At 60.5% G+C, this 20,922-nt stretch carries 20 protein-coding genes; 5 read left to right on the top strand and 15 right to left on the bottom strand.

Features of this window, described 5'->3' with window-relative positions:
- Positions 1–56: 56 nt before the first annotated feature.
- The 13 genes from visR to AC1DJO_RS09415 form a co-directional block, all read right to left on the bottom strand.
- Positions 57–800, bottom strand: a complete 744-nt coding sequence (visR, locus tag AC1DJO_RS09355; RefSeq protein WP_112387585.1) for a transcriptional regulator VisR — start codon at positions 798–800, stop codon at positions 57–59.
- A gap of 9 nt (positions 801–809) precedes the next feature.
- Entirely contained in the window at positions 810–1,556 is a 747-nt protein-coding gene (visN, locus tag AC1DJO_RS09360; RefSeq protein WP_112387584.1) for a transcriptional regulator VisN, read from the bottom strand.
- A 583-nt stretch (positions 1,557–2,139) separates the two neighbouring features.
- Positions 2,140–3,834 carry a flagellar basal-body MS-ring/collar protein FliF gene (fliF, locus tag AC1DJO_RS09365; RefSeq protein WP_112513969.1) on the bottom strand — a complete coding sequence of 565 codons (1,695 nt, stop codon included), beginning with the start codon at positions 3,832–3,834 and terminating at the stop codon, positions 2,140–2,142.
- A 109-nt stretch (positions 3,835–3,943) separates the two neighbouring features.
- Positions 3,944–4,333: a chemotaxis protein CheT gene (cheT, locus tag AC1DJO_RS09370; RefSeq protein ID WP_477970056.1), complete on the bottom strand. Its 390-nt coding sequence runs from the start codon at positions 4,331–4,333 to the stop codon at positions 3,944–3,946.
- A gap of 16 nt (positions 4,334–4,349) precedes the next feature.
- Positions 4,350–4,904 carry a chemoreceptor glutamine deamidase CheD gene (gene cheD / locus AC1DJO_RS09375; RefSeq protein WP_112387581.1) on the bottom strand — a complete coding sequence of 185 codons (555 nt, stop codon included), beginning with the start codon at positions 4,902–4,904 and terminating at the stop codon, positions 4,350–4,352.
- A complete protein-coding gene (locus tag AC1DJO_RS09380) occupies positions 4,901–5,290 on the bottom strand; it encodes a response regulator (protein WP_112387580.1) in 390 nt (129 codons plus the stop codon). Before AC1DJO_RS09380 ends, cheD begins: the two co-directional genes overlap by 4 nt.
- Positions 5,290–6,336, bottom strand: a complete 1,047-nt coding sequence (gene cheB / locus AC1DJO_RS09385) for a protein-glutamate O-methylesterase CheB (protein WP_477970058.1) — start codon at positions 6,334–6,336, stop codon at positions 5,290–5,292. The genes AC1DJO_RS09380 and cheB overlap by 1 nt, the downstream gene beginning before the upstream one ends.
- Positions 6,333–7,244 (bottom strand): protein-glutamate O-methyltransferase CheR, encoded by a 912-nt coding sequence (cheR, locus tag AC1DJO_RS09390; protein ID WP_477970060.1) that lies wholly within the window; start codon positions 7,242–7,244, stop codon positions 6,333–6,335. Before cheR ends, cheB begins: the two co-directional genes overlap by 4 nt.
- A complete protein-coding gene (locus AC1DJO_RS09395; RefSeq protein ID WP_112387577.1) occupies positions 7,241–7,708 on the bottom strand; it encodes a chemotaxis protein CheW in 468 nt (155 codons plus the stop codon). Before AC1DJO_RS09395 ends, cheR begins: the two co-directional genes overlap by 4 nt.
- A 4-nt stretch (positions 7,709–7,712) precedes the next feature.
- Positions 7,713–10,001, bottom strand: a complete 2,289-nt coding sequence (locus AC1DJO_RS09400) for a chemotaxis protein CheA (protein ID WP_477970062.1) — start codon at positions 9,999–10,001, stop codon at positions 7,713–7,715.
- Between the two features lie 17 nt (positions 10,002–10,018).
- The gene (cheY1, locus tag AC1DJO_RS09405) at positions 10,019–10,384 is read right to left on the bottom strand and encodes a chemotaxis response regulator CheY1 (protein WP_003570362.1); all 366 of its coding nucleotides are present in this window, start codon (positions 10,382–10,384) and stop codon (positions 10,019–10,021) included.
- Positions 10,381–10,677 (bottom strand): STAS domain-containing protein, encoded by a 297-nt coding sequence (locus AC1DJO_RS09410; protein WP_112387575.1) that lies wholly within the window; start codon positions 10,675–10,677, stop codon positions 10,381–10,383. The genes cheY1 and AC1DJO_RS09410 overlap by 4 nt, the downstream gene beginning before the upstream one ends.
- Before the next feature lie 63 nt (positions 10,678–10,740).
- Positions 10,741–12,372: a globin-coupled sensor protein gene (locus AC1DJO_RS09415; RefSeq protein WP_112387574.1), complete on the bottom strand. Its 1,632-nt coding sequence runs from the start codon at positions 12,370–12,372 to the stop codon at positions 10,741–10,743.
- Positions 12,373–13,015: 643 nt separating this feature from the next.
- Between AC1DJO_RS09415 and AC1DJO_RS09420 the strand changes: the two genes are divergently transcribed.
- The gene (locus AC1DJO_RS09420; RefSeq protein ID WP_477970064.1) at positions 13,016–14,446 is read left to right on the top strand and encodes an ArnT family glycosyltransferase; all 1,431 of its coding nucleotides are present in this window, start codon (positions 13,016–13,018) and stop codon (positions 14,444–14,446) included.
- Between the two features lie 8 nt (positions 14,447–14,454).
- Here the strand turns inward: AC1DJO_RS09420 and AC1DJO_RS09425 are convergent, their stop codons facing one another.
- Positions 14,455–14,718 carry a helix-turn-helix transcriptional regulator gene (locus AC1DJO_RS09425; RefSeq protein WP_112513973.1) on the bottom strand — a complete coding sequence of 88 codons (264 nt, stop codon included), beginning with the start codon at positions 14,716–14,718 and terminating at the stop codon, positions 14,455–14,457.
- A gap of 79 nt (positions 14,719–14,797) precedes the next feature.
- Between AC1DJO_RS09425 and ybaL the strand changes: the two genes are divergently transcribed.
- From ybaL to AC1DJO_RS09445, 4 genes are all read left to right on the top strand, one after another.
- Entirely contained in the window at positions 14,798–16,594 is a 1,797-nt protein-coding gene (gene ybaL / locus AC1DJO_RS09430; RefSeq protein ID WP_477970066.1) for a YbaL family putative K(+) efflux transporter, read from the top strand.
- Positions 16,595–16,651: 57 nt separating this feature from the next.
- Positions 16,652–17,029 carry a hypothetical protein gene (locus AC1DJO_RS09435; RefSeq protein ID WP_477970068.1) on the top strand — a complete coding sequence of 126 codons (378 nt, stop codon included), beginning with the start codon at positions 16,652–16,654 and terminating at the stop codon, positions 17,027–17,029.
- Between the two features lie 86 nt (positions 17,030–17,115).
- On the top strand, positions 17,116–19,671 hold the full coding sequence (gene secD / locus AC1DJO_RS09440; RefSeq protein ID WP_477970070.1) for a protein translocase subunit SecD: 2,556 nt from the start codon (positions 17,116–17,118) through the stop codon (positions 19,669–19,671).
- 94 nt (positions 19,672–19,765) lie between these two features.
- Positions 19,766–20,467, top strand: coding sequence for a sensor histidine kinase (locus tag AC1DJO_RS09445; RefSeq protein WP_477970072.1), 702 nt, complete (start codon positions 19,766–19,768; stop codon positions 20,465–20,467).
- 4 nt (positions 20,468–20,471) lie between these two features.
- Here AC1DJO_RS09445 and AC1DJO_RS09450 read toward each other — a convergent pair whose 3' ends face one another.
- Positions 20,472–20,909, bottom strand: coding sequence for a response regulator (locus tag AC1DJO_RS09450; protein WP_477939149.1), 438 nt, complete (start codon positions 20,907–20,909; stop codon positions 20,472–20,474).
- Positions 20,910–20,922: the final 13 nt, after the last annotated feature.

Raw genomic sequence — 20,922 nt, forward strand, 5'->3', positions numbered from 1 at the left:
CCTTCATCTCATCCAAACGCAGCCCGGCCGGTATGTTCACGCCGGGCACTTCTTTCTCAGCTGATGTAGCCGAGGCGGATCGCCTTGGCGATCGCCTGGATGCGGTTGACCGAATCCAGCTTGATCGTTGCCGAGCCGAGATAGGCGTTGACGGTGTGAACCGACAGACCAAGCTTGTCGGCGATCTCTTCGCTGATGCGGCCGTCACCGGCGAGCTGCAGGCAGGCGATCTCGCGTTCGCTCAACGCTTCGGCGACTGCCGCGCGCCGCTCGTCCAGCGACAGCAGGTCCATCATGATATGGCTGCTGCGGCCGTGGAGCTCGATGATCGTATCGCTGCCGGGCTCCATGTAGTCGCCGACGAAGACCACGTAGCCGTTGCCGTTGGCGCCAAGGCGCACCGGGAAGGCCATGCCCGAGAACGGCAGCAAGCCGTCCTTCAGGCGTGTCATGAACGGCGCGAAGGCTGCGGGGCCTGGAGCGGCGCGGTCGTGCCCACCGGCCCATGTCAGCGGTAACAGAGACTTGTCGATATGTTCGAGCAGGACATCACCGTAGGCATCGACGAAGGCCTTCGCGGCCCCGCTGGATGGTCCCCAGTTCTCAAGCTCGCAGACGAGCCGCTGCTTGGCCGGTACGCCCGATCCGCTGACGCGGTAGACGCCGAAATTCTGTGCGTCGGCCATCTTCTGCATGGCGACCAGGCGCGGAAACAGATCCGAACGGCTGGATACCCTGCTCATCCGCATCGATCTTATCTGCTCTGCATTTCCCATCGTTCTGGTTGACGTCTGCCCCATGTATCCCTCTCAGACCAGACTGTTCCTGACCGCAAATGCAATCGCTTCGGACCGCGTCTTGGTGGCGGTCTTACGCATCACGCTTGTGATGTAGTTGTTGATCGTGTTGCGCGAGATGCCGAGGATCATCGCGATCTCGTCGCTGGTCTTGCCCTCGGCAATCCAGAACAGGCATTCGAGCTCGCGTTCGGTCAATTCGAAATCGCGGTCGGCTTTGGTGCCGCCGCAGCGCAGGAAGCTTGCGAAGTATCCGGCCAGCAGACCAACGTCGCGAAGACGCTCGGGCGACAGGATGAAGCCGTCGTCGAACAGGAACATCAGCGACAGGCGTGAACGCCCGACATTGAAGGAGAGCGAGCAATACTGCCGGCTGGCGCCATCAGGCACATCGGCACTGTCAGGCAGCAGAGCGAAACTCGGCTGGAAAAGCTGCATCGACTTCTCGAGCTCGGTCGTGCGCGAGTAACCGCCGACGATGGCGCTGGCCAGATCCTTGACGAGATCGAAGGGCCAATCGGAGGAGACGATAAAATCCAGGCCCTCTTCCTGCACAAGGTCAGAGCGGGCAAGCAGATAGTGGGAGGCGCCGACATAATCGGTCAGCGTGCGCATCGCAGGTTGCATCCGGCCGGTTTCTGCGATCTCGCCGAGCTGTTTGATCAGCTCGTCGCGCGAACACAGGCTAGAGGCCTGAAGGCCAATGAAATTCGCCGTCTGATTTTCGCCCTTAAGCGACTGCAATATATGCATATCCATAGGCAGCGTCCTGCGGCTGAAACCAATCTCTGCAAATGCACTAACTGCGCAGGTCCAACGCCGGCCCACGGCAACCCTTACACGAATCACTCAAGCCTAGGCGAAGCGCTCTAAACCGCCATCTCCGAGTTCTGGGGATTTACTCTTGCCGCATTCCATGCGCTGATTCGCAGGCAGTGATCGCTCGATTAATTTCTAGTAAAGCTAAATTGATTCTCCCCTTGCCGCAACACAATTCACGCCTTACGCGAGCGAAGAAAAGACCAAATATCGTACCAATATATAATGTATATCCGTTGAAACGTATAATCATCAGCAAAAATTCCAATAACAACTCTAAACATACTTGAAATATCTCCAGATTAACTCTTTCGATATTCTTGTGTATTTCCGCATATCACGCAATCAAGAGTATATGCTTTGCCTGGGGATTAAGGCCATTTTGCCACAATCGGACAAAATGTGTTCTGCTTGCGTCACGGACGTATTCCCCCAAAAAAGGTCAGTCAAGCTGACGGACCGGCATGGGACGACCAGCGCATCCTGCAGACAAAGAAAAAGGCCGGTTGCCCGGCCTTTGATCTTACGCGGCGTTGTCGACCGCCCATTTTCTGAGGATTTTCGCGGCGCGCTCCTCGTTGATCTCGACCATTCGCGACAGCTTGCGCTCCGGGCCTTCCTTGACGCGGCGATTGAAGTTGCCGTCGTCGTCGCCGAGGCTGAGAAGATCCTCAGTGCTGTCGAAGCCGAAGTCCGAGCCAAAGCCGTCCATGAGGGCCCCTCCGCCGCCGGCTGCACCGGCTGGTGCGAAGTCGGGCAGTTCGAGACCGGCCGATTCCGGCGAGCTGTCGCCGATGACCCCTGCCCCACCGACACCGATCGTGCGAGCCAGCGGACGCATGCCCATCCAGACCACGATAAAGGCGACACCCAGGAAGGCCAACGAATTGATGATCGTCGCGAGGTTGCGGCTCAGCATGTCGAGCACGCGGACACCGCCGGAGGTACCATCATCCAGAAGCTGGTTTTCGAGGAAGTCCATTGCCGTCACAGTGACGACATCGCCGCGGTTCGCGTCGATACCGGCCGCAGACGAGACAATGCTCTTCATTTCAGCGAGATAGGCGTCGATCTTGGCCTGGTCAGCGGGCTCGCCGACCATCTTTGCAATGCGGCCCTTGTTGACGACAACAGCGATGGACAGCTTCTCCATCTTATAGCTGTTGCGGGTCGTGGCCGTGGTCTTACTGTTGATTTCGTAGTTGGTCTGCTCTTCCTTCTTGTCCGACTTGTCTTCCGACTGCGGACCTGCGGTACCGCCAGCCTCGGGTGCCGCCTGCGGAACGTTCTGCTCGACCGTCGTCGCGTTATCGGACTGCTTCTGGGAAGACTGGTTGGCTTCCTTGGTGGTGCGGACGGAGCGCTCGACCTTGGATTCCGGATCGTAGGTGGTTTCCTGGATCTGCTGCGCGTCGGTGTTCAGGCTTGCCGTGACGCTGGAGCGGAAGTTGTCCATGCCGAGGAAGGGTGCGAGCGCCTTATCGATGTTGGATTCGACTTCCTGCTGAACGTTCTGGACGATCCCGAGAGAACGATTAAGCGAGTTGTTGCCGGCCTCGTCGCCGGACGCCAGCAGCTGTCCGGTGGAATCGAGAATAGTGACGTCATCGACGTCGAGCCCCGGCACGGCCGAGGCGACGAGGTGACGGATAGAGCTCGCAGCGCTTCGACCGGCCGTAGCGCTTGCACGGATCATAACGGAAGCCGTCGGCTTCTGCTCTGCTTTGCGGAAGTTTCCAACCTCGGGCATGACGATGTGGACGCGCGCGGCATTGATGCCCGAGATCGACTGGATGGTGCGACCGATTTCACCTTCAAGGGCGCGAACGCGGGTGACTTCCTGCATGAACGACGTCAGGCCGAGCGAGCCGACCTTGTCGAACAGCTCATAGCCGGCATTGGCGCTGTTCGGCAGACCACGTTCGGCCAGCAACAGACGGGCCTTGCCCGTCATACCAGCCGGAACGGTGATGCTCGAGCCGTCGGTGCCGACTTCGAAAGACATGTTGTTTTCGGCCAGCGCCATGCTGATCTGATTGAGATCGGGGCTGTCGAGACCTACGTAAAGGGTTTCCTGGGCAGGCTTATTAACAAAAAGAGCCGCAGCCAAAACAATTGCTATTGAAAGAACACCTACACCCGCAAGCGCCAGCAAGCGGGTCCGGCCTAGCGAACCGAGGTTCTTCATGACCTGAACTAATTGATTTAACAGATTCATTCTGTTCTCGCACGATCCGTCAAAGACAAAACAGGCTTATTGCCTCATTCCTTGATAGAGACCGAAACTTGTGCGAGCGTTTCGTCAGGGCATGCTTGGAAGGCAGAGACTAGAAAAAGTCGAAGTCGCCTGCTGCCTTGCTGAGAGGCTGAGAATGGCCGTGGCGCGTGYCGCCACCGAGTGCCTTCTGCATCTCTGCAAGCTTCACGAGGCTGAGTGCCGTCGCAACATCGACGGTCCAGTTCTGCGGGATTTCTCCGGTGATCGTGTCGATGAATTCGGCAAGGCCGCGGGTCTTCTGGACAGCGAGATCGATGCCCTGCATCACCTTCATGCTGTCAGGGGCGTTCAATATGTCTGCGCCGCCGATTTCGAGGAGCTGCGGCTCGATACGTTCAATGAGATAGGCAACATCATGCAGCTCAGAAACGATGCGCATGAGAAGGTCCGGCAACGCCTCCAATGGCGAGGGCGGTTCAATGGGGGCGCTAAAAGTCATATAAAAATCCTCGGTATCAGAAAAACTCGATACTAGTTTCAACCGGTTTCGGCGGAGCAGCAGGACGCTGTTCGAGAGCCACAGTCTTTTGCGTTTCAGCACCAGTCAGCGGGTATTGACGGGCACGGCCGGAAACCGGCCAGAATTCCAGTTTGCGGCCATGGTCGCCGCCGGTGCTGGAACCGACCACGGGGATTCCTTCGTCCCTCAGGAACTGCGCGGCAAAAGCGGCATTCTGCTCGCCGACATTGGAGAAGGTCGAAATGGTCTTCGCCCCTCCAAAGATCTTGGCCTCAAGGCGGTCGCGGCGCGCGCCCTGCTTCAGAAGGCCGTTGATCAGCAATTCCATCAGATGCACGCCGTAGCGCGTCGCATCCCCGCCGGTCATCGGCGTATTTCCGGTCCCCGGCAGAAGGAAATGGTTCATACCGCCCACTCCTGCCACTGGATCCCGCAGGCAAGCAGCCACGCACGAGCCAAGAATGGTCGTCAGAACCGCGTTCGGATCATTCAAGACTTTCCATTCGCCTTGGATAATGTGGACACGGCGGGCTGCTGCCTCGACTGTCATTTCAGTGCTCCGAACACGGCTTCAATGGCCGCTTTCATCTTTTCGATGGTGAACGGCTTTGCCAGCACGTTGTTGGCTCCGAGGGCTGCGGCCTTCGTGACCAGCGCGCGGTCGCCCTGCGCCGTCAGGATGATGAATGCAGCCTTCTTGGTGGCCGGGTTGGTGCGCACGGCCTGCAGCAGGCCGAGACCATCCATCTTCGGCATGTTAAAGTCCGAGATGACCAGGTGGTGCGGCTGCTGGGCCATGATCTTCATGCCCTGTTCGCCGTCACCTGCAGAGGTGATCTGCTTGAAACCGAGCTGGGTCAGCGCATCACTGAGCAGCAGGCGGCTGGTGACCTGATCGTCAACGATCAGAACCTTAATTTTCTCCGCTATCGACATTATTCTGTCCCTTCCTTCCGGGCGGCTGTCATTTTCAGTATTTCTTCGCCGATCGCATTCAGTGGCAGCTGATGCTCAACGGCGCCAAGCTCATAGGCAACACGGGGCATTCCGTAGACCACGCAGGTCTTTTCGTTCTGACCGATGGTGCGCGCGCCGGCATGGCGCATTTTCAGCAGGCCAGCCGCGCCATCGCGGCCCATGCCTGTCAGGATCACGCCGACCGAGTTACGGCCGGCAAGTTCTGCGACGGAATCGAACAGCACATCGACAGAAGGGCGATGGCCATTGACAGGGTCGCGTTCGACGAGCCGGCAGTGCGGCGCCGAGACATTGGCGACCTGCAGGTGTCGTTCACCTCCTGGTGCCAGATAAATCTTGCCAATTTCCAAACGGGCGCCGTCCGTCGCCTCTTCGACCACAGGCGCGCAGAGGCGGTTCAGCCGTTCCGCGAAGCTTTTGGTGAAAGTCGGCGGCATGTGCTGGGTGATGACGGTCGGCGGGCAATTGGCAGGGAACTTCTGCAGAACCGCGATCAGAGCCTCGACACCGCCGGTCGATGAGCCGATCGCGACGATTTTGCGGCCGACGCGGAAATCGGCAACTGCGGGCGGCGCGACGGGAGCCGCGGCCGGGCGCTGGGTGAACTGGCGCTGGGTGAGGGCCGCAGCCTTGACCTTTTCGGCGAGATCGCCGAACGGGCGCAGATCGCCGGGTGCCGGCTTTCCGATACAGTCGAAAGCACCGATCTCAAGCGCTGCAAGGCTCGCCTCGGCACCGCGATGCGTCAGCGTCGATACCATGATCACCGGCATCGGCCGCAGGCGCATGATTTTCTCGAGGAAGTCGAGGCCGTTCATGTTCGGCATTTCGATGTCGAGCGTTACGACATCGGGATTAAGCTTCTTGATCGCTTCGCGGGCTTCCAATGCGTCGCCGGCCTGGCCGATGACGCTGACATCCGGATCGGCGCTCAGTACAGCCGTAATCAGGCCGCGCATGGTCGGTGAATCATCGACGACGAGGACCCTTGCAGGAGCACTCATGCCTTCCTCCCAACACCCTTCGTGGTGTAGCGGTAGGTGGTGATACCGATATTGTCGAAGACATTCTTGGCGTCACCGGACACGCGCTCGGAATGGCCGATGTAGAGATGGCCACCCTCCGGCAGAAGCTCGGCGAAACGGGACCAGATCTTCATCTGCGTCGGCTCATCGAAATAGATCACCACGTTGCGGCAGAAGATGACGTCGAACTTGCCCTTGAAGGGCCACTGCGCCATCAGGTTCAATTCATTGTAGGTGATGAGGCGCTTGACGCGGTCATCGACCTGGAATTTGCGGCGGCCCTGGATATCGACTTCCGAGAACCACTGCTTTCGCATGGCGGGAGACACCGTTTCCAGCGCGCTCTCGTCGTAGGCGCCCTGGCGGGCAATCGCCAGGATCTTCGGATCGATATCGGTCGCCAGGATCTTGAAGTCGTAGTCGGCGATATTGGGTATCATCGCCAGAACCGTCAGCGCGATCGAATAGGGCTCCTGACCATCGGACGAAGCAGCCGACCAGATGCGGACGCGACCGCCCATCTTGGCGCGATGCAGGAGCTCCGGCAGGACATTGTCGCGGAGATGATCGAAGTGATGGTTCTCGCGGAAGAAACGCGTGAAATTGGTCGTCAGATGCGACAGCATTTCACGGCGCGGCGCAGCACCCGAAGGCGAAGCCACCAGAGAACAGTATTCACGGAAACCCGACAGGCCAAGGCTGCGGATATGCTTTGACAGGCGCGAATAGACGAGCGACGCCTTCGTTTCGTTGAGAAAGATCCCCGCGTCCGAGTAGATCATGGCGGCGATCTCCGAGAGGTCGCGGCGGGTCAGCGGATATTCGCCGCTCGCCAGAACCTCGTCAGGACTTCCCTGCCGCACATCTTTTGCACTCATTACGGTCATGCGGCTTCGCTTTCGGCTTCCGGGAAGAGGGCTTCAAGTTCGATAAGGCAGATCATCCGCTTGTCGATCGCCAGGATGCCACGGGCAAACTGACGCTGGATATCGGATGAGATTTCCGGCGTCGGCTGAATGTTTTCATCCGTCACCGTCAGAATGTCGGACACGGCATCGACCAGCAGACCGACGACCTTCCGCTTGACCTGCGCCACGATAATGACGTGGCGGGCCGACGGTACGGTCGCCCTCATTCCGAGGCGAGCCGACAGATCGATGATCGGCAGGACCGCGCCACGAAGATTGATGACACCCTTCATGTAGCCGGGCGCATGCGGCATTTCTGTCGCAGGCGTCCATCCGCGAATTTCGCGGACCGACATGATATTCACGCAAAATTCCTGGTCACCGATGCGGAAGGCGATGAGTTCGCTATCCCCTTGGTTCAGATTTTTTACGCCGTAGGACATTGTCTTAACCTGCCGCCGCCAAGGAGATTTCTTGCTTCAGGGCCTGGCCGCGCGATGCGCCGACCACCGCATCGACGTCGAGGATGAGCGCCACGCGGCCATCTCCGAGGATCGTTGCAGCCGCGATACCCGGAACGTGGGTATAGTTGGCTTCCAGGCTCTTGATGACGACCTGGCGCTGACCCTGAATGGCATCGACCATCAGAGCGCGCTGACCGCCACCTTCGGATTCCACCAGCAGGGCAACACCTTCGACAGGGTTTGCCTGGGTGGCACGGAAGTTGAGGATCCGGCCGACATCCACCAGCGGGCAGAAGGAGTTGCGGATCGAGATCAGGCGATGGCTCGCACCGAAGGAGTGGATCGCAGCCGCTTCCGGCTGCAATGTCTCGACGATTGCCGTCAGCGGCACGACCAGCGTCTGGCCGGCGACCGTGACCACCATGCCGTCGAGGACGGCGAGCGTCAGCGGCAGGCTCATCGTGAAGACCGATCCATGGCCCGGCTTCGAGGTGATGTTGATGCGGCCACCGAGCGCCTGGATCGAGCGCTTGACGACGTCCATGCCGACCCCGCGGCCGGAGATATCGGAGATCTTGTCGGCCGTGGAGAAGCCCGGCAGGAAGATCAGGTTGTCGATTTCTTCATCCGACAGGTTGGCATCGGTCGGGATCAGCTCGTTGGCGATTGCCTTCTGCTTGACCTTTTCGCGGTTGATGCCGGCGCCGTCGTCGGCGAGTTCGATCAGGATGCGGCCCGAACGATGCTTTGCCGTCAGGCGAACCGTGCCCTCCGGATTCTTTCCGAGCGCGGTGCGCTTCTCCGGGCTTTCGACACCGTGGTCGACTGCGTTACGGATCATGTGCGTCAGCGGTTCGGCAAGCTTGTCGATGACCGTCTTGTCGACTTCGGTGTTTTCACCTTCGGTGATCAGGCGGATCGACTTGCCGGTCATGTCGGCGATTTCGCGGACGATACGCGACATGCGCTGGAAGACTGGCTTTACCGGCTGCGCGCGGATCGCCATGACCGAGTCCTGGATCTCGCGGGTGAGCTGCTGCAGCTCCTCGAGGCCCATGTTGACGGCAGACGTACCGGTCGCGTCGTTTTCGATGACACTCTGCGAGAGCATCGCCTGATTGATGACGAGCTCGCCGACGAGGTTGATCAGGCGATCGACGCGATCGAGATCGACGCGGATCGTCTGGCCGGCGCTGGCGGCAGCGGCGTTGTTCTGGGCAGCGGCTGCGGCAGCAGCGCTGGCAGCGGCGGCCGATTCCTTCTTCTCGACGCGGGAAGCGGCAGCAGCCATTTGCGTGACGTTGGAAGCCGTCTCGGCGGCGGCAACAGCAGCAGCGGCATCCGACTTTGCCGTTTCGGCAGGTGCTTCAGCGCCTTCGTCGAGAACGGAGAGATCGAAGGGAACCGGCACCATCGGCAGTTCGTCGTTGGAAGCTTCGGCGGCCTTGGCGTCTTCGACAGGGGTGATCGTCAGATCGCAATCCCACTCGGCAAATTCGAAGACGGTACGGATGGCGTCTTCACCCTTGTCCGTGCGGAGCGTAACGTTCCAGAAGAAGTAGGCAGCTTCCGGGTCGATCTCGTCGATGCCGACGAGAGCGTCCGTGTTGCAGTAGATGCTCATCTCGCCGAGGCGGGAAAGATCGCGCAGCAGAAGAGTGGCGTCGTTACCCTTCGAGTAGAGATCCGAGCGCGGCTTGAAGACGATCTCGTAGGCCGGCAGATCGGAACCGGTTTCTTCTTCATCGCCGAAATCGCCGAAGGAGAACGGGATCGGCTGAAAGCCGCTGTCGTCGGTCGGTACGGGCGCTGCAGCAACCGGTGCCGGAGCCGGCTTTGCGGCAGGCTTCGGGGCCGGGGCTTCGGCAGCGGCGGCGGCCGACGGCATTTCGCCGTGCGCCAGCGCTTCAAGTTCCTTCACCAGGCCGCGGCTGCGCGTTTCATCGACGCTGCCGCCGTCGCGGGCAGCGTTGGTCAGATCCGCCAGAACGTCGGCCGACTTCAGCATGACCTTCAGGACGTCCTGGTTAGGCTCAAGCTTGTTGGAACGAACGCAATCAAGTGTAGTCTCGAACACATGGGCGAAGGCGACGAGATCGTCCAGACCGAAGGCGCCAGCGCCGCCCTTGATCGAGTGGACGGCACGGAACACCGCGTTGACGGTTTCCGGATCGCGATCGCCATCATTCAGTTTCAGCAGACCGGATTCCAGTTCGGCGAGCTGTTCCTCGCACTCCTGAAAAAAGATCTCTTTGATTTCGTTCATATCCATAGGAGAAGTTCCTGGGTTTAAGCGGTTACACGCTCAATGGCATCGATCAACTTGGCAGGGTCGAAAGGCTTGACGATCCAGCCTGTCGCACCGGCCTGGCGGGCACGGTTCTTCTTTTCAGCGTCGCTTTCGGTGGTCAGCACCAGGATCGGAATCGCACGGTACTTTTCGTTGCGGCGAACGCCTTCGATGAAGCCAAAACCGTCGAGACGCGGCATGTTGATGTCGGTGACGATGACGTCAGGGTTGGATTCTTCGAGGACTTCGAGGCCCTCGACGCCGTCTTCCGCCTGGATCGTCTCGAAGCCCGCATTGTTGAGCGTCACGAGAAGCATGTTTCGGATCGTCCGTGAGTCATCCACGGTAAGCACTTTTTTCTTCATTGCCGGATCTCCTTGGCAAGCAGGTGGTCTACATCGACGCCGACCAGCTGCATGGTTTTTTCGAATGCATCAGACATCTTCGAGAAGCTGAACGACAGCTTGTCCTGATCCCAGGTCTTCTCTGCTGCCAGCAATACCTGCGTGCACAGACCGCCGACCCGCTCGACGCTGGACGCATCGATAACGATGTCGCTGCCGCGCATCGCAAGAAGCTTGTCGCGCAGGGGCGCCGCTTCATTGAGGTCGAGTATCGCTGCAAGATTAAGCGTCTTGCCGCTCTTCTTCGCTGCCATCAGCCTGTCCTTGTTTCCTTGTGTCCCGCTCTCGAATGCGAGCGGCCCTCATATTCAGATAGGTTAGTAAACATTCCGCCCTCCGAGGCCTGAAACCTGGCGGGAAAAACCGAAATCTTCGTTGTCGTATTGCTCGTCGAGCGTCACCGGCCGGGCGGCGATCTCGACACGCGGCTGGACCGCCGGACGGGCGATCTGCTGGCGCACCGGCTGCGCATTTTCGCGAGCGATACGGAATTCGCGGATCGTCTGGCCGAGCTCCAGGATGACGGTATGCAGATGGTCGGCGCCATCGGCCGAATTGCGGGCAACGCCTGCGCTTGCCGCAACATCGGCCCCGAGGCTTTTCACGTCACCGGTCAGCGCATCGAGGCTCGCCGCATGCTCACCTGTGTTTGCTGCAATCGTGGTGATCGCCTCGTTGATGCCGGTGACCTGGCGGACGATGCTGCCGATCGAATCCTGCGTGCGGCCGACCATCTGTACGCCGGCATCGACCTGCGCCTTGGTGGTAGAGACCAGCGTCTTGATTTCACGGGCTGCTTCCGCCGAACGTTGCGCCAGAGCCCGGACTTCCTGAGCGACGACGGCAAAGCCGCGGCCGGAGTCACCGGCACGCGCCGCTTCGATACCGGCATTGAGCGCCAGAAGGTTGGTCTGGAAGGCAATCTCGTCGATCGTGCCGATGATCTGGCCGATCTTTTCCGCCGACTGCTCGATATCGGCCATGGCGGATATCGCCCGGCCGACGACAGCTCCACTTTCCTCGGCGGCAACACGCGTCGAGGCTGCGGCCTGTTCGGCAGCGCGGCTTCCCGCTGCACCCTGGCGGACGCTTTCGGCGATGGCCTGCAGTGCAGCGGCCGACGACTGCAGCTCGTCAGCTTGCCCGGCAGCGCGTCCAGCAAACCCCTTCGAGACATCGGAGAGCGAGCGCGTCGATAGCTCTGCTCTCTGTGTCCGGTCGGAGATTTGCGTGAATTCTGCCTGCAGGGTGTCGAGCGCACCATTGAGAGCGGCGGCAATTTCGGCATGAGCGCCGTCAGTCTCGACAGGTGCGCGCACCGTGAGATCGCGGGCGACGAGACCGTCGATGACATCGGCGAAAATGCGGGCGACGTCTTGCTTGTCCTTGGCTCGTTGTTCCGAGAGCAGGTGTGCCTGCGATGCACGCAAAGCATTGAAGCGAAGCGACACGGCGATTTCGACATCGACCATGACCAGGCGGATGATCGCGGTCATCATCCCGGTGATTTCCCTGGCGCGACGCTTTGCACCTGGAAGCAGCGGCTTGCCGGCAAGATCGCCCGCGAGGCCCGAGATCAGATGTTCCAGCATGACGCCGTGACCGGCGACGTGCCAGCGCGGGTCGAGGCCCATCTTGCTTTCGGTATCGGACAGGACCTTGACGCGCTCGGCATAGAGACTGTCGAACCGGGCATCGGTCAGCACATCCCAGTGCGACGATTGCAGGTCGTGCAGCCGGTCGAGCTGGCGGTCGTTCTGAAAATTCTCTGCCGCATCAGGGAAAGCCTGGAAGCGCTGAAAGAGATCGCGCAGGCCGCTCTTCAGCTGGCCTTCGAGCAGCGGGCGGTGACGGCGGACAAGCTCGCATTGCTCGGCATCGAGGCCGGCAAAGCGCAGGCGGTCGCGGAGGCTGCCTGCCTGTGCGCCCTTGGCCTGATCTGATGGCATATCCTGCCGCAATGCCTGTCCCCAACAACATCCGGACCTTGTCCGGTGAAAAAACCGTTTTGCTCCATCCGACGAGCACAATGCAGGGAGGCCCTTGTCACCGGCATATGGCCGGAGAACAGGCGTCTCCCATCAACAGAAATCTGTTTCGGAAAAGAGATGGATACCGGATCGAGCCGGTACGGCGGGACGGCGTCATGCCTGGTGGGAACGAGCAACATTTCCCATTCCGACGTGTATCGCAATGTTTATGGTTAATTCCTTGCTTGAAGGTTAATGCGGATTTTAATCAGCCAAGCTTTTAAAAGCATTCCTGAGCCTACAAACGAAATAGTCCCAAGGAGTTGCAGGCATGCTACAAGTCCTGCGCAAGCTTTGTGTTATATCCCACCCTTAAGACATGACATGATGTCGTTAAGGATAGAGCAATGATTGTTCTCGGACTGGGATCCTGCCTCATCGCAATCGCTACGCTGGCCGCCGTTGCCCTGCTCGATCAAATCGAAGCACGCCGCGGCTCAAGCGATCTGCGCGTTCTCTGAAAAGCCTTTCGCTGCGGCATAGTGCGGCTTTCTGAGCTGCCCTTGTTGGCAGCCCTGCCCGGCTGATGTATGGCAGGCGCCTTAACCAGCGGAAGTACCATATGTCAGCCAGAACCGGCCTTTTCATCATTCTTGCCGTCACCCTGTGGCGCATTGTGACGTTGCATTTCGACACGACGGATTTCTTCGTCGACGAGGCGCAATACTGGTTCTGGTCGCAAAATCTCGATTTCGGTTACTACTCGAAGCCGCCAATGATCGCCTGGTTCATCCGCGCCTTCACTGCTCTCGGCGGGTCGAGCGATATCTTCTGGGTGCGTGTCGGCGGCCCGATTGTGCATGCGGCAACCGCCGTTTTGCTGATGAAGCTTGCCAAGCGCTTCGCCGGTCCCGAGATCGAAGGCTGGACGGGCGCGATCTATGTGACGATGCCTGCGGTGGCGCTGTCTTCCGTGTTCTTCTCCACCGACGTCGTGCTGCTGTTCTTCATGACGATCGGCCTCTTGGCCTATGCGGGCCTGACGAAAAAGCCGTCGGTCGGCCTGGCGCTTTTGATGGGGGCTGCGTTCGGATGCTCGTTCCTATCCAAATACGCGATCCTTTTCGTCGTTCCAGGTGGACTCATCGCCCTGCTTTTCGTGCCGGCCGCTCGTATCGCCTGGCGCGACTTCTTCATTTCCGTGGTGACGGCGCTTGTTTTTGCGGCGCCGAACCTCTGGTGGAACTTCACGCATGATGCGACCACCGTTCGCCACACCGAAGACATCGCCAAATGGGACCAGATGAAGCTCGACTTCGCCGGAGCCGGCGAGTTCTTCGCCGCACAATTCGGCGTCGTCGGACCGATCATCTTCTTCGCGATGCTCTGGGCGGCGTGGCGGATGATCAGAGGCAGAAGCAGCGAAACCGAAAAACTGCTCGTCTGGTTTTCGCTGCCGGTCGTCTTCCTGATCACGCTGCAGGCTTTCGTCGCCAAGGCCGAGGCGAACTGGGGCGTCACGGCCTATGTCGCTGGCACCGTGCTTGCCGTCTCCATCCTTGCGCAGCTATGGCCGAAGGGCCTCAAGATCTCGCTCGGCATCGGCGCATTTGCGAGCATCGTCTTCCCGCTGGCAACGATCTTCGCGCATCAACTGGTGCTGCCCGGCGGCAATGAGATCATGAAACGCTATCTCGGCCGTGCCGATATCAGCCGCGAGGCCGCCGAGCTGGCGAAGCAGGCGGGCGCCGCGGCAATCGTCACCGACAACCGTGATTTCATCGCCGACATGTTCCACACGCTGCGCGCCGATCCAGTGAAGATCTACGCCCGGCCGCCGGCCGATTTCCCGAAGAGCTACTACGAGCAGAATTTTGCACTGCCCGCGGGATCTCAGGAGCCCGTGCTGTTCGTCAGCCGTTACGAATTCACCTGCACCAATGGCGGCACCGCTGAGCTCGTGAAGAGCTGGCAGCCCGCCAATGGCTACTATCGCGGCAAGACTATCTATGCCTACAAGACGCCGGGCACCTGCTTTGACAAGCAATCGTAGCAGATAGCTTAACCGGCATTTCGCGGGGGCAGGCATAGGCCGGTCCCCGCCCCCTCGACATCGACGAATTTCACGCCGCCATCCTCGAAGGCGAGGCGCAGCTGTGCCTCGGTCGCCCTATGGATTTCGTGGTGCCGTCCCTCGTAGTCGCGTATCGTGCTGCGCGAGACCGCGGCCTTGTCTGCAAGGTCGCTCTGCGTCCAATCGAGCAGGCCACGTGCTGCGCGGCATAAAGCAGGCGTCAGAATTGTTTCTTTCGCGCCTTGACCCATGATTTTAAGTCACCCATATTGGTCAACATAAGCCATATATGTCATGTTTTGAACGGGAATGCCAGATCGGGAGATTGCGATGCCGCACGATACACCTTTGATTTCGACAATTGTCGGGGGTCTCGTGCTGGCGTTTATCTTCGGCGCCATCGCCAACAGGCTGAAATTGCCGCCGCTCGTGGGTTACCTGCTCGCCGGTATCCTCGTTGGCCCGCACACGCCTGGCTATGTGGCTGACCAGAATCTCGCGCCCGAACTTGCCGAAATCGGCGTTATCCTGCTGATGTTCGGCGTCGGTCTGCATTTCTCGCTGAAAGACCTCCTCTCCGTTCGCGGCATCGCGGTTCCCGGCGCGATCGTGCAGATTGCCTTTGCGACACTACTCGGCTGGGGTCTGGGCTGGCTGATGGGATGGCCGACTGGCGGCAGTCTGGTCTTCGGTCTCGCTCTCTCCGTCGCCTCGACGGTCGTCCTTCTCAAAGCATTGCAGGAGCGGCGGCTGGTCGAGACGGAGCGCGGCAAGATCGCCGTCGGCTGGCTGATCGTCGAAGATCTTGCGATGGTTCTGGCGCTCGTCCTCATCCCGGCTGCCGCCAGTATCGGCGGCGGCGAGCATGCGACGGTCGAGCCACTGTCTGCTGGTCTCAACCGGTTGCTCGGGCTCGACCTCGGCATTGGTGGCATCATCGGCATGACGCTGGTTAAGGTAGCGCTGTTCGTGGCGCTGATGCTGATCTTCGGGCGAAAGCTGATCCCTTGGACGATGCATCGCATCGCCCACACCGGCTCGCGCGAGCTCTTTCGCCTCGGGGTTCTGGCGATCGCGCTCGGCGTGGCCTTCGGCGCCTCGAAGATGTTTGGCGTTTCGCTGGCGCTCGGCGCGTTCTTCGCCGGCATGGTTCTCGCCGAAAGCGAGCTCAGCCACCGCGCCGCCCAGGAAAGCCTGCCGTTGCGCGACGCTTTCGCGGTTCTGTTCTTCGTTTCCGTCGGCATGCTGTTCGATCCGAACATCCTGATCGAAAAGCCGCTGCCGGTTCTGGCCACCGTCTTCATCATCGTTATCGGAAAATCGGTGGCGGCCTTGTTGATCGTGCTGCTGTTCCGGAAATCCGTGAGCACCGCGCTGACGATTTCCGCAAGCCTTGGTCAGATCGGCGAATTCTCCTTCATTCTGGCGGCTCTCGGCGTCGATCTCGGCCTGCTGCCAGAAGAGGGCCGCGACCTGATCCTTGCAGGTGCGATCATCTCGATCATCCTCAATCCGGCGCTTTTCTATCTCTGCGATCGCATCAAGCCAATGCTGGAGCGGCCGAAACGCGAGGAAGCACCTGTAGAGGCTGCACCGGCCGAACCCGCCGAGCCCGAAGACGAGGTCCTTCCAACGGCACTGTCCGGCCACGCTATCCTCGTCGGTTATGGCCGCGTCGGCAGCATCGTCGGCCAGAACCTCAAATCCTCGGGCACGCCTTTCCTTGTCATCGAGGATGCGGAAAAGCGGATCGAGGAGCTGAAGGCACAGGGCGTGGAAACAGTAATGGGCAATGCCGCCGCCCGCGAAGTGCTCGATCTTGCCAACCTGACGGGCGCCCGCAGCCTTGTCATCGCCATTCCGAACGCCTTTGAGGCATGCCACGTCGCCGAGCTTGGCCGCGCGGTCAACCCGTCCATCCTCATCGTCGCGCGCGCCCATTCGGATGCAGAGGTCGAGGCGTTGAAGCAGTATGGCGCCGATACCGTGATCATGGGCGAACGAGAAATCGCCATGGGAATGGTTGACCGGCTGGCTCAAGTGCATCATGACAGTCCAGCCTATGAAGATGGGCCGGAGACTGATACAATTCCGCCAGCGGTCACAGAGCCGCCAGCGAAAGAATGACGGGTTTTTGCGCTTTTGAGCCGGTTTGAGAGCGAGATCGCAAGGAATGATGAGGGAATGCCAGATGCGCGCCGCCTGAGCGCTCGCATCGCCGTTTCCCTCGTGCTTGCAATCTTTGCCTATCTCGGCCTGCTGCTTGGCGGCAACCTCATTCTCGGACCCGATTCCCAATCCAACAACGCGCTGAGCGCTCCGGGCAAGGAAACACAGCCGCTGCAGCTGACGGCGCGTGAAGCCGTTCGCGGGCTGCTTGCTACCGACCGCAAGATCGCGCCGAAGCAGACGCTGCACGATTCCGATGCAGCCGCGCTGCCGCTTCTTCCGCATCTCGAATTCGCCGTATGGCCGGCACCCGTGACTGCGGGCGTCACCGATACGGCCACTCGGCCCGCCGCCACGGCGGCCCATCAGCCTCGCGCACCGCCGCTCGCCTGATTTTCCGCGCCACTCGCGCTTCAAGAACATGCAGAGACACAGCCAGCGCCTTGCGCCGGCCTACTTTTATTCAAGGATCAGATAGAATGCGCAATTCACCATGGCTGGTGTTCATCTATTCGGTGATCATCGTGCTCGGCCTCATCATCGCGCTGCCGAACGTGCTGTCGCAAAGCACCCTCAGCAAGCTGCCGGCCTGGCTGCCGCATAGCCAGGTCTCCCTCGGCCTCGACCTTCGCGGCGGCTCGCACCTCGTTCTCGAAGTCGATGAAGCCGACCTCACCAAGGAACGGCTGCAGACCCTGCTGCAGGACGCCCGCCGCGTTCTGCGCGAGAAGAGCATCCAGACCAAGTCGATCGTTCTCAACAACAACCAGATCGTCGTCACACCTGTTGATCCGGAGCAGAGCGGCGCAGCCGTTACCCAGCTGCAGACGCTCGGCAACCCGATCAGCACGGGCCTCAGCGCCGGTCAGTCTGATCTCTCGGTCACGACCAACGGCGGCAACGTGATCGTCGCCTTCTCGCCGGCCGGTCTCGCAAGCCATGTCGATTCCGCCGTTCAGCAGAGCCTTGAAGTCATCCGCCAGCGCGTCGACCAGGTTGGCGTTGCCGAACCGACGATCCAGCGCATCGGTGCAAACCGCGTTCTCGTGCAGCTGCCGGGCGCGCAGGATCCGTCGCGTCTGCGCCAGCTCCTCGGCTCGACCGCCAAGATGTCATTCCACATGCTTGCCCCGAACAACCAGCCGGGTCCTGGTGTGACCATGCTGAAGGACGACAAGGGCGAGAGCTATCCGGTTCTCGACCGTGTCGAAATCTCCGGCGACCGCCTCTCGGATGCCCGCGTCGGCTTCGACCCGAATACGCATGAGCCGATCGTCAGCTTCCGCTTCGACAGCGCCGGCGCAACCCGCTTTGCCGATATCACCCGCCAGAATGTCGGCAATCCCTTCGCCATCGTTCTCGACGACAAGGTGCTGAGCGCGCCGGTCATCCGCGAACCGATCACCGGCGGCTCCGGCCAGATTTCCGGCAGCTTCTCGGCGGATACCGCAACGACGCTTGCAGCCATGCTGCGCGCCGGCGCCCTGCCCGCCAAGCTGACCGTCATCGAAGAACGCACCGTCGGTGCAGACCTCGGCGCCGATGCGATCCGCATGGGTATCTATTCGGGCATCGTCGGCTTCGTCCTCGTCGCCCTCTTCATCTTCGTCCTCTACGGCAAGTGGGGCTTCCTCGCGAACTTCGCCCTGCTGATCCACACGATCCTGACCTTCTCGGCCCTGACGCTGGTCGGCGCGACGCTGACACTGCCGGGTATTGCCGGTATCGTGCTCGGCATCGGTCTGGCCGTTGACGCGAACGTTCTGATCAACGAGCGCATCCGCGAAGAAACACGTAAGGGCAAGAGCGCCTTTGCTGCTATCGACACCGGCTTCCGCCGCGCCTACTCCACGATTATCGACGGCAACATGACGGCGCTGATTGCCGCCGCCATCCTGTTCTGGTTCGGCTCCGGCCCGGTCCGCGGCTTCGCCGTTACCATGGCTCTCGGCCTGATCATCTCGATGTTCACCTCGGTCGCCTTCGTTCGCGTGACGATGATCGAGATCACCCGCCGCCAGAAGCTCAAGGTTCTGAACATCAAGCCGCTGCTGCCGATGATGTTCAACCCCTACGGCCGCCACATCCAGTTCATGAAGGCACGCTTCTTCGGCGTCAGCGTCTCGGCGCTGCTGTCGATCGCATCCGTTATCCTCTTCATTCATCCGGGCCTCAACTACGGCGTCGACTTCCGTGGTGGTATCCAGATGTCGGTGAAGACGACCGAGGCCGCCGATCTCGGCAAGTTCCGCGAAGGCCTGAACAGCCTTGGCCTCGGCGAAGTCTCCCTGCAGTCCTATGGTGACAACAACACCATGGCCGTGCGCGCACAGCGCCAGGACGGTGGCGAGGAAGCCCAGACCGTTGCTGTCGAGAAGCTGAAGAACGAGATCGTCAAGATCGATCCGTCGGCGACCGTGACCGGCACCGACGTCATCGGACCGAAGGTCAGCGGCGAACTCGCATGGGCCGGCATCCTGTCCGTTGTCATCGCCAGCCTGGCGATGCTCGCCTATATCTGGGCACGCTTCGAATGGCCGTTTGCGGTCGGCGCCATCGTTACGCTCATTCTCGACGTGACCAAGGCGATCGGCTTCTTCGCGCTGACCGGACTGGACTTCAACCTGACCGCCATCGCGGCGATCCTGACGCTGGTCGGCTACTCGGTGAACGACAAGGTCGTCGTTTACGACCGCATGCGCGAAAACATGCGTCTCTACAAGTCGATGCCGCTGCGCGAGATCATCGACCGCTCGATCAACGAGACGCTGGCCCGAAGCCTCTACACCAACGCGACGGCTTTCCTCGCGCTGCTGCCGATGGCAATCTGGGGCGGCAGTGCCGTCGAAAGTTTCGCGATCCCGATGGTGTTCGGCATTCTCGTTGCCGGCGCGTCGTCGATCTTCATCGCGGCCCCGATCCTGCTGTTCCTTGGCGACTGGCGCCGCCGCCACGCCAAGCCGGCAGCGGATGCCAAGCCGGAAGCCGAGATCATTCCTCCGGCACCGGCAGAGCCGCGCAAGTCGATCGGCTAAAAACCGGTTGCTAACAAAAGCTTGAGGCGGGCGCCGGTTGCAGAACCGGCGCCCGCTTTCTATGGTGCTCCCGAGGTCGAGGGGAGATACCGCCATGTCATCCAGCACGACGCCGGAAGAGACCAAAAGCACCGAGGAGCGGATCCGCCGCTTCCTGGCCGTGGCCTCTCACGACCTGCAGTCTCCGCTCCGTCACATCGCGATGTATTCGGAAATCCTGCTGGAGGATCTCGAAGGCCGGATCAGCGCCGACGAGAAGCAAAGCCTGACGACCATTCTCGAAAAGGTGCAGACGGCGCAGAAGCTGACCAAGGCACTGATGACTTTTGCATCGGGCACCCCACAGGCCGCACGCGAGAATGTGGATCTGACCATCGCTTCTGAGACCGCGTGGTCTGAAGCCACCGCGGAGTTTCCAGAGACCAAAGCCGTGCTGGCTCACCACGGGCTGCCGGAACTGCGAACCGACCCCACCTTGCTGACGGCCGTGCTGAAGCAGCTCTTCGTCAACGCGATTGCCCATGGCGAGCGAGAGGACCTTCGGGTGGAAGTCGGGGCTGTGCGCGATGGCGAAGAGCTTGTCATTTCCGTCGCCGATAACGGCCGGGGCATCGATCCCGCGCATCAGGCACGCATTTTCGAGGCGTTCTGGAAGCTGCCAAAAGCCGGAACAGTTCCCGGGCCGGGACTTGGCTTGACGGTTTGCCGTGAGCTGGCCGCGGCGCTTGGCGGCACGGTGACGCTTGCAGCATCATCCGCCAGCGGCAGCCGGTTCGAAGTCCGTCTGCCCGCCTGAGCCGTCAGATCGTGTAGTCGTCCTTCCAGAAATCCGGGACGTCGTAGGTCACGTATTCGCGGATGATATATTGCAGCGTCCGCGCATCCATCTCATCCTTGCCGATGCGGAAATCGACGCCGTAATCCGGGAACTGCTGGAAGTACCCGTCCGATATATCGGTCGAGATCACGCCGATGGGCCCGGTATAGCCGATACCGCGCAGTTCCGGCACCGTCTCGCGGAAATCGGCATTCGGAAGCAGACGGTTGTCGAGCAGGATCAGATCATAGCGCGCAGCCTTGATCTTCTCGAGGGCGTCACCGATCGACTGGGCGTATTCGACATCGACGGCCGGCTCCGACAGGCTGCCGATCTTCTTCTTCAGTGAACGGAATTCAATGAACTCGTCGTCCACGAACAGGACCTTAACGGTCCGCCCGGCGCTTGTATCGGCTGCCATACCATCCCCTCCG

The organism is Rhizobium sp. 05N430 (assembly GCF_056396985.1).

What these genes read in the sequence shown, in the direction of transcription:
- visR (WP_112387585.1), bottom strand. Translation starts at nt 800, where the DNA reads ATGGGGCAGACGTCAACCAGAACGATGGGAAATGCAGAGCAGATAAGA.
- visN (WP_112387584.1), bottom strand. Translation starts at nt 1,556, where the DNA reads ATGGATATGCATATATTGCAGTCGCTTAAGGGCGAAAATCAGACGGCG.
- fliF (WP_112513969.1), bottom strand. Translation starts at nt 3,834, where the DNA reads ATGAATCTGTTAAATCAATTAGTTCAGGTCATGAAGAACCTCGGTTCG.
- cheD (WP_112387581.1), bottom strand. Translation starts at nt 4,904, where the DNA reads ATGACAGTCGAGGCAGCAGCCCGCCGTGTCCACATTATCCAAGGCGAA.
- AC1DJO_RS09380 (WP_112387580.1), bottom strand. Translation starts at nt 5,290, where the DNA reads ATGTCGATAGCGGAGAAAATTAAGGTTCTGATCGTTGACGATCAGGTC.
- cheB (WP_477970058.1), bottom strand. Translation starts at nt 6,336, where the DNA reads ATGAGTGCTCCTGCAAGGGTCCTCGTCGTCGATGATTCACCGACCATG.
- cheR (WP_477970060.1), bottom strand. Translation starts at nt 7,244, where the DNA reads ATGACCGTAATGAGTGCAAAAGATGTGCGGCAGGGAAGTCCTGACGAG.
- AC1DJO_RS09395 (WP_112387577.1), bottom strand. Translation starts at nt 7,708, where the DNA reads ATGTCCTACGGCGTAAAAAATCTGAACCAAGGGGATAGCGAACTCATC.
- AC1DJO_RS09400 (WP_477970062.1), bottom strand. Translation starts at nt 10,001, where the DNA reads ATGGATATGAACGAAATCAAAGAGATCTTTTTTCAGGAGTGCGAGGAA.
- cheY1 (WP_003570362.1), bottom strand. Translation starts at nt 10,384, where the DNA reads ATGAAGAAAAAAGTGCTTACCGTGGATGACTCACGGACGATCCGAAAC.
- AC1DJO_RS09410 (WP_112387575.1), bottom strand. Translation starts at nt 10,677, where the DNA reads ATGGCAGCGAAGAAGAGCGGCAAGACGCTTAATCTTGCAGCGATACTC.
- AC1DJO_RS09415 (WP_112387574.1), bottom strand. Translation starts at nt 12,372, where the DNA reads ATGCCATCAGATCAGGCCAAGGGCGCACAGGCAGGCAGCCTCCGCGAC.
- AC1DJO_RS09420 (WP_477970064.1), top strand. Translation starts at nt 13,016, where the DNA reads ATGTCAGCCAGAACCGGCCTTTTCATCATTCTTGCCGTCACCCTGTGG.
- AC1DJO_RS09425 (WP_112513973.1), bottom strand. Translation starts at nt 14,718, where the DNA reads ATGGGTCAAGGCGCGAAAGAAACAATTCTGACGCCTGCTTTATGCCGC.
- ybaL (WP_477970066.1), top strand. Translation starts at nt 14,798, where the DNA reads ATGCCGCACGATACACCTTTGATTTCGACAATTGTCGGGGGTCTCGTG.
- AC1DJO_RS09435 (WP_477970068.1), top strand. Translation starts at nt 16,652, where the DNA reads ATGCCAGATGCGCGCCGCCTGAGCGCTCGCATCGCCGTTTCCCTCGTG.
- secD (WP_477970070.1), top strand. Translation starts at nt 17,116, where the DNA reads ATGCGCAATTCACCATGGCTGGTGTTCATCTATTCGGTGATCATCGTG.
- AC1DJO_RS09445 (WP_477970072.1), top strand. Translation starts at nt 19,766, where the DNA reads ATGTCATCCAGCACGACGCCGGAAGAGACCAAAAGCACCGAGGAGCGG.
- AC1DJO_RS09450 (WP_477939149.1), bottom strand. Translation starts at nt 20,909, where the DNA reads ATGGCAGCCGATACAAGCGCCGGGCGGACCGTTAAGGTCCTGTTCGTG.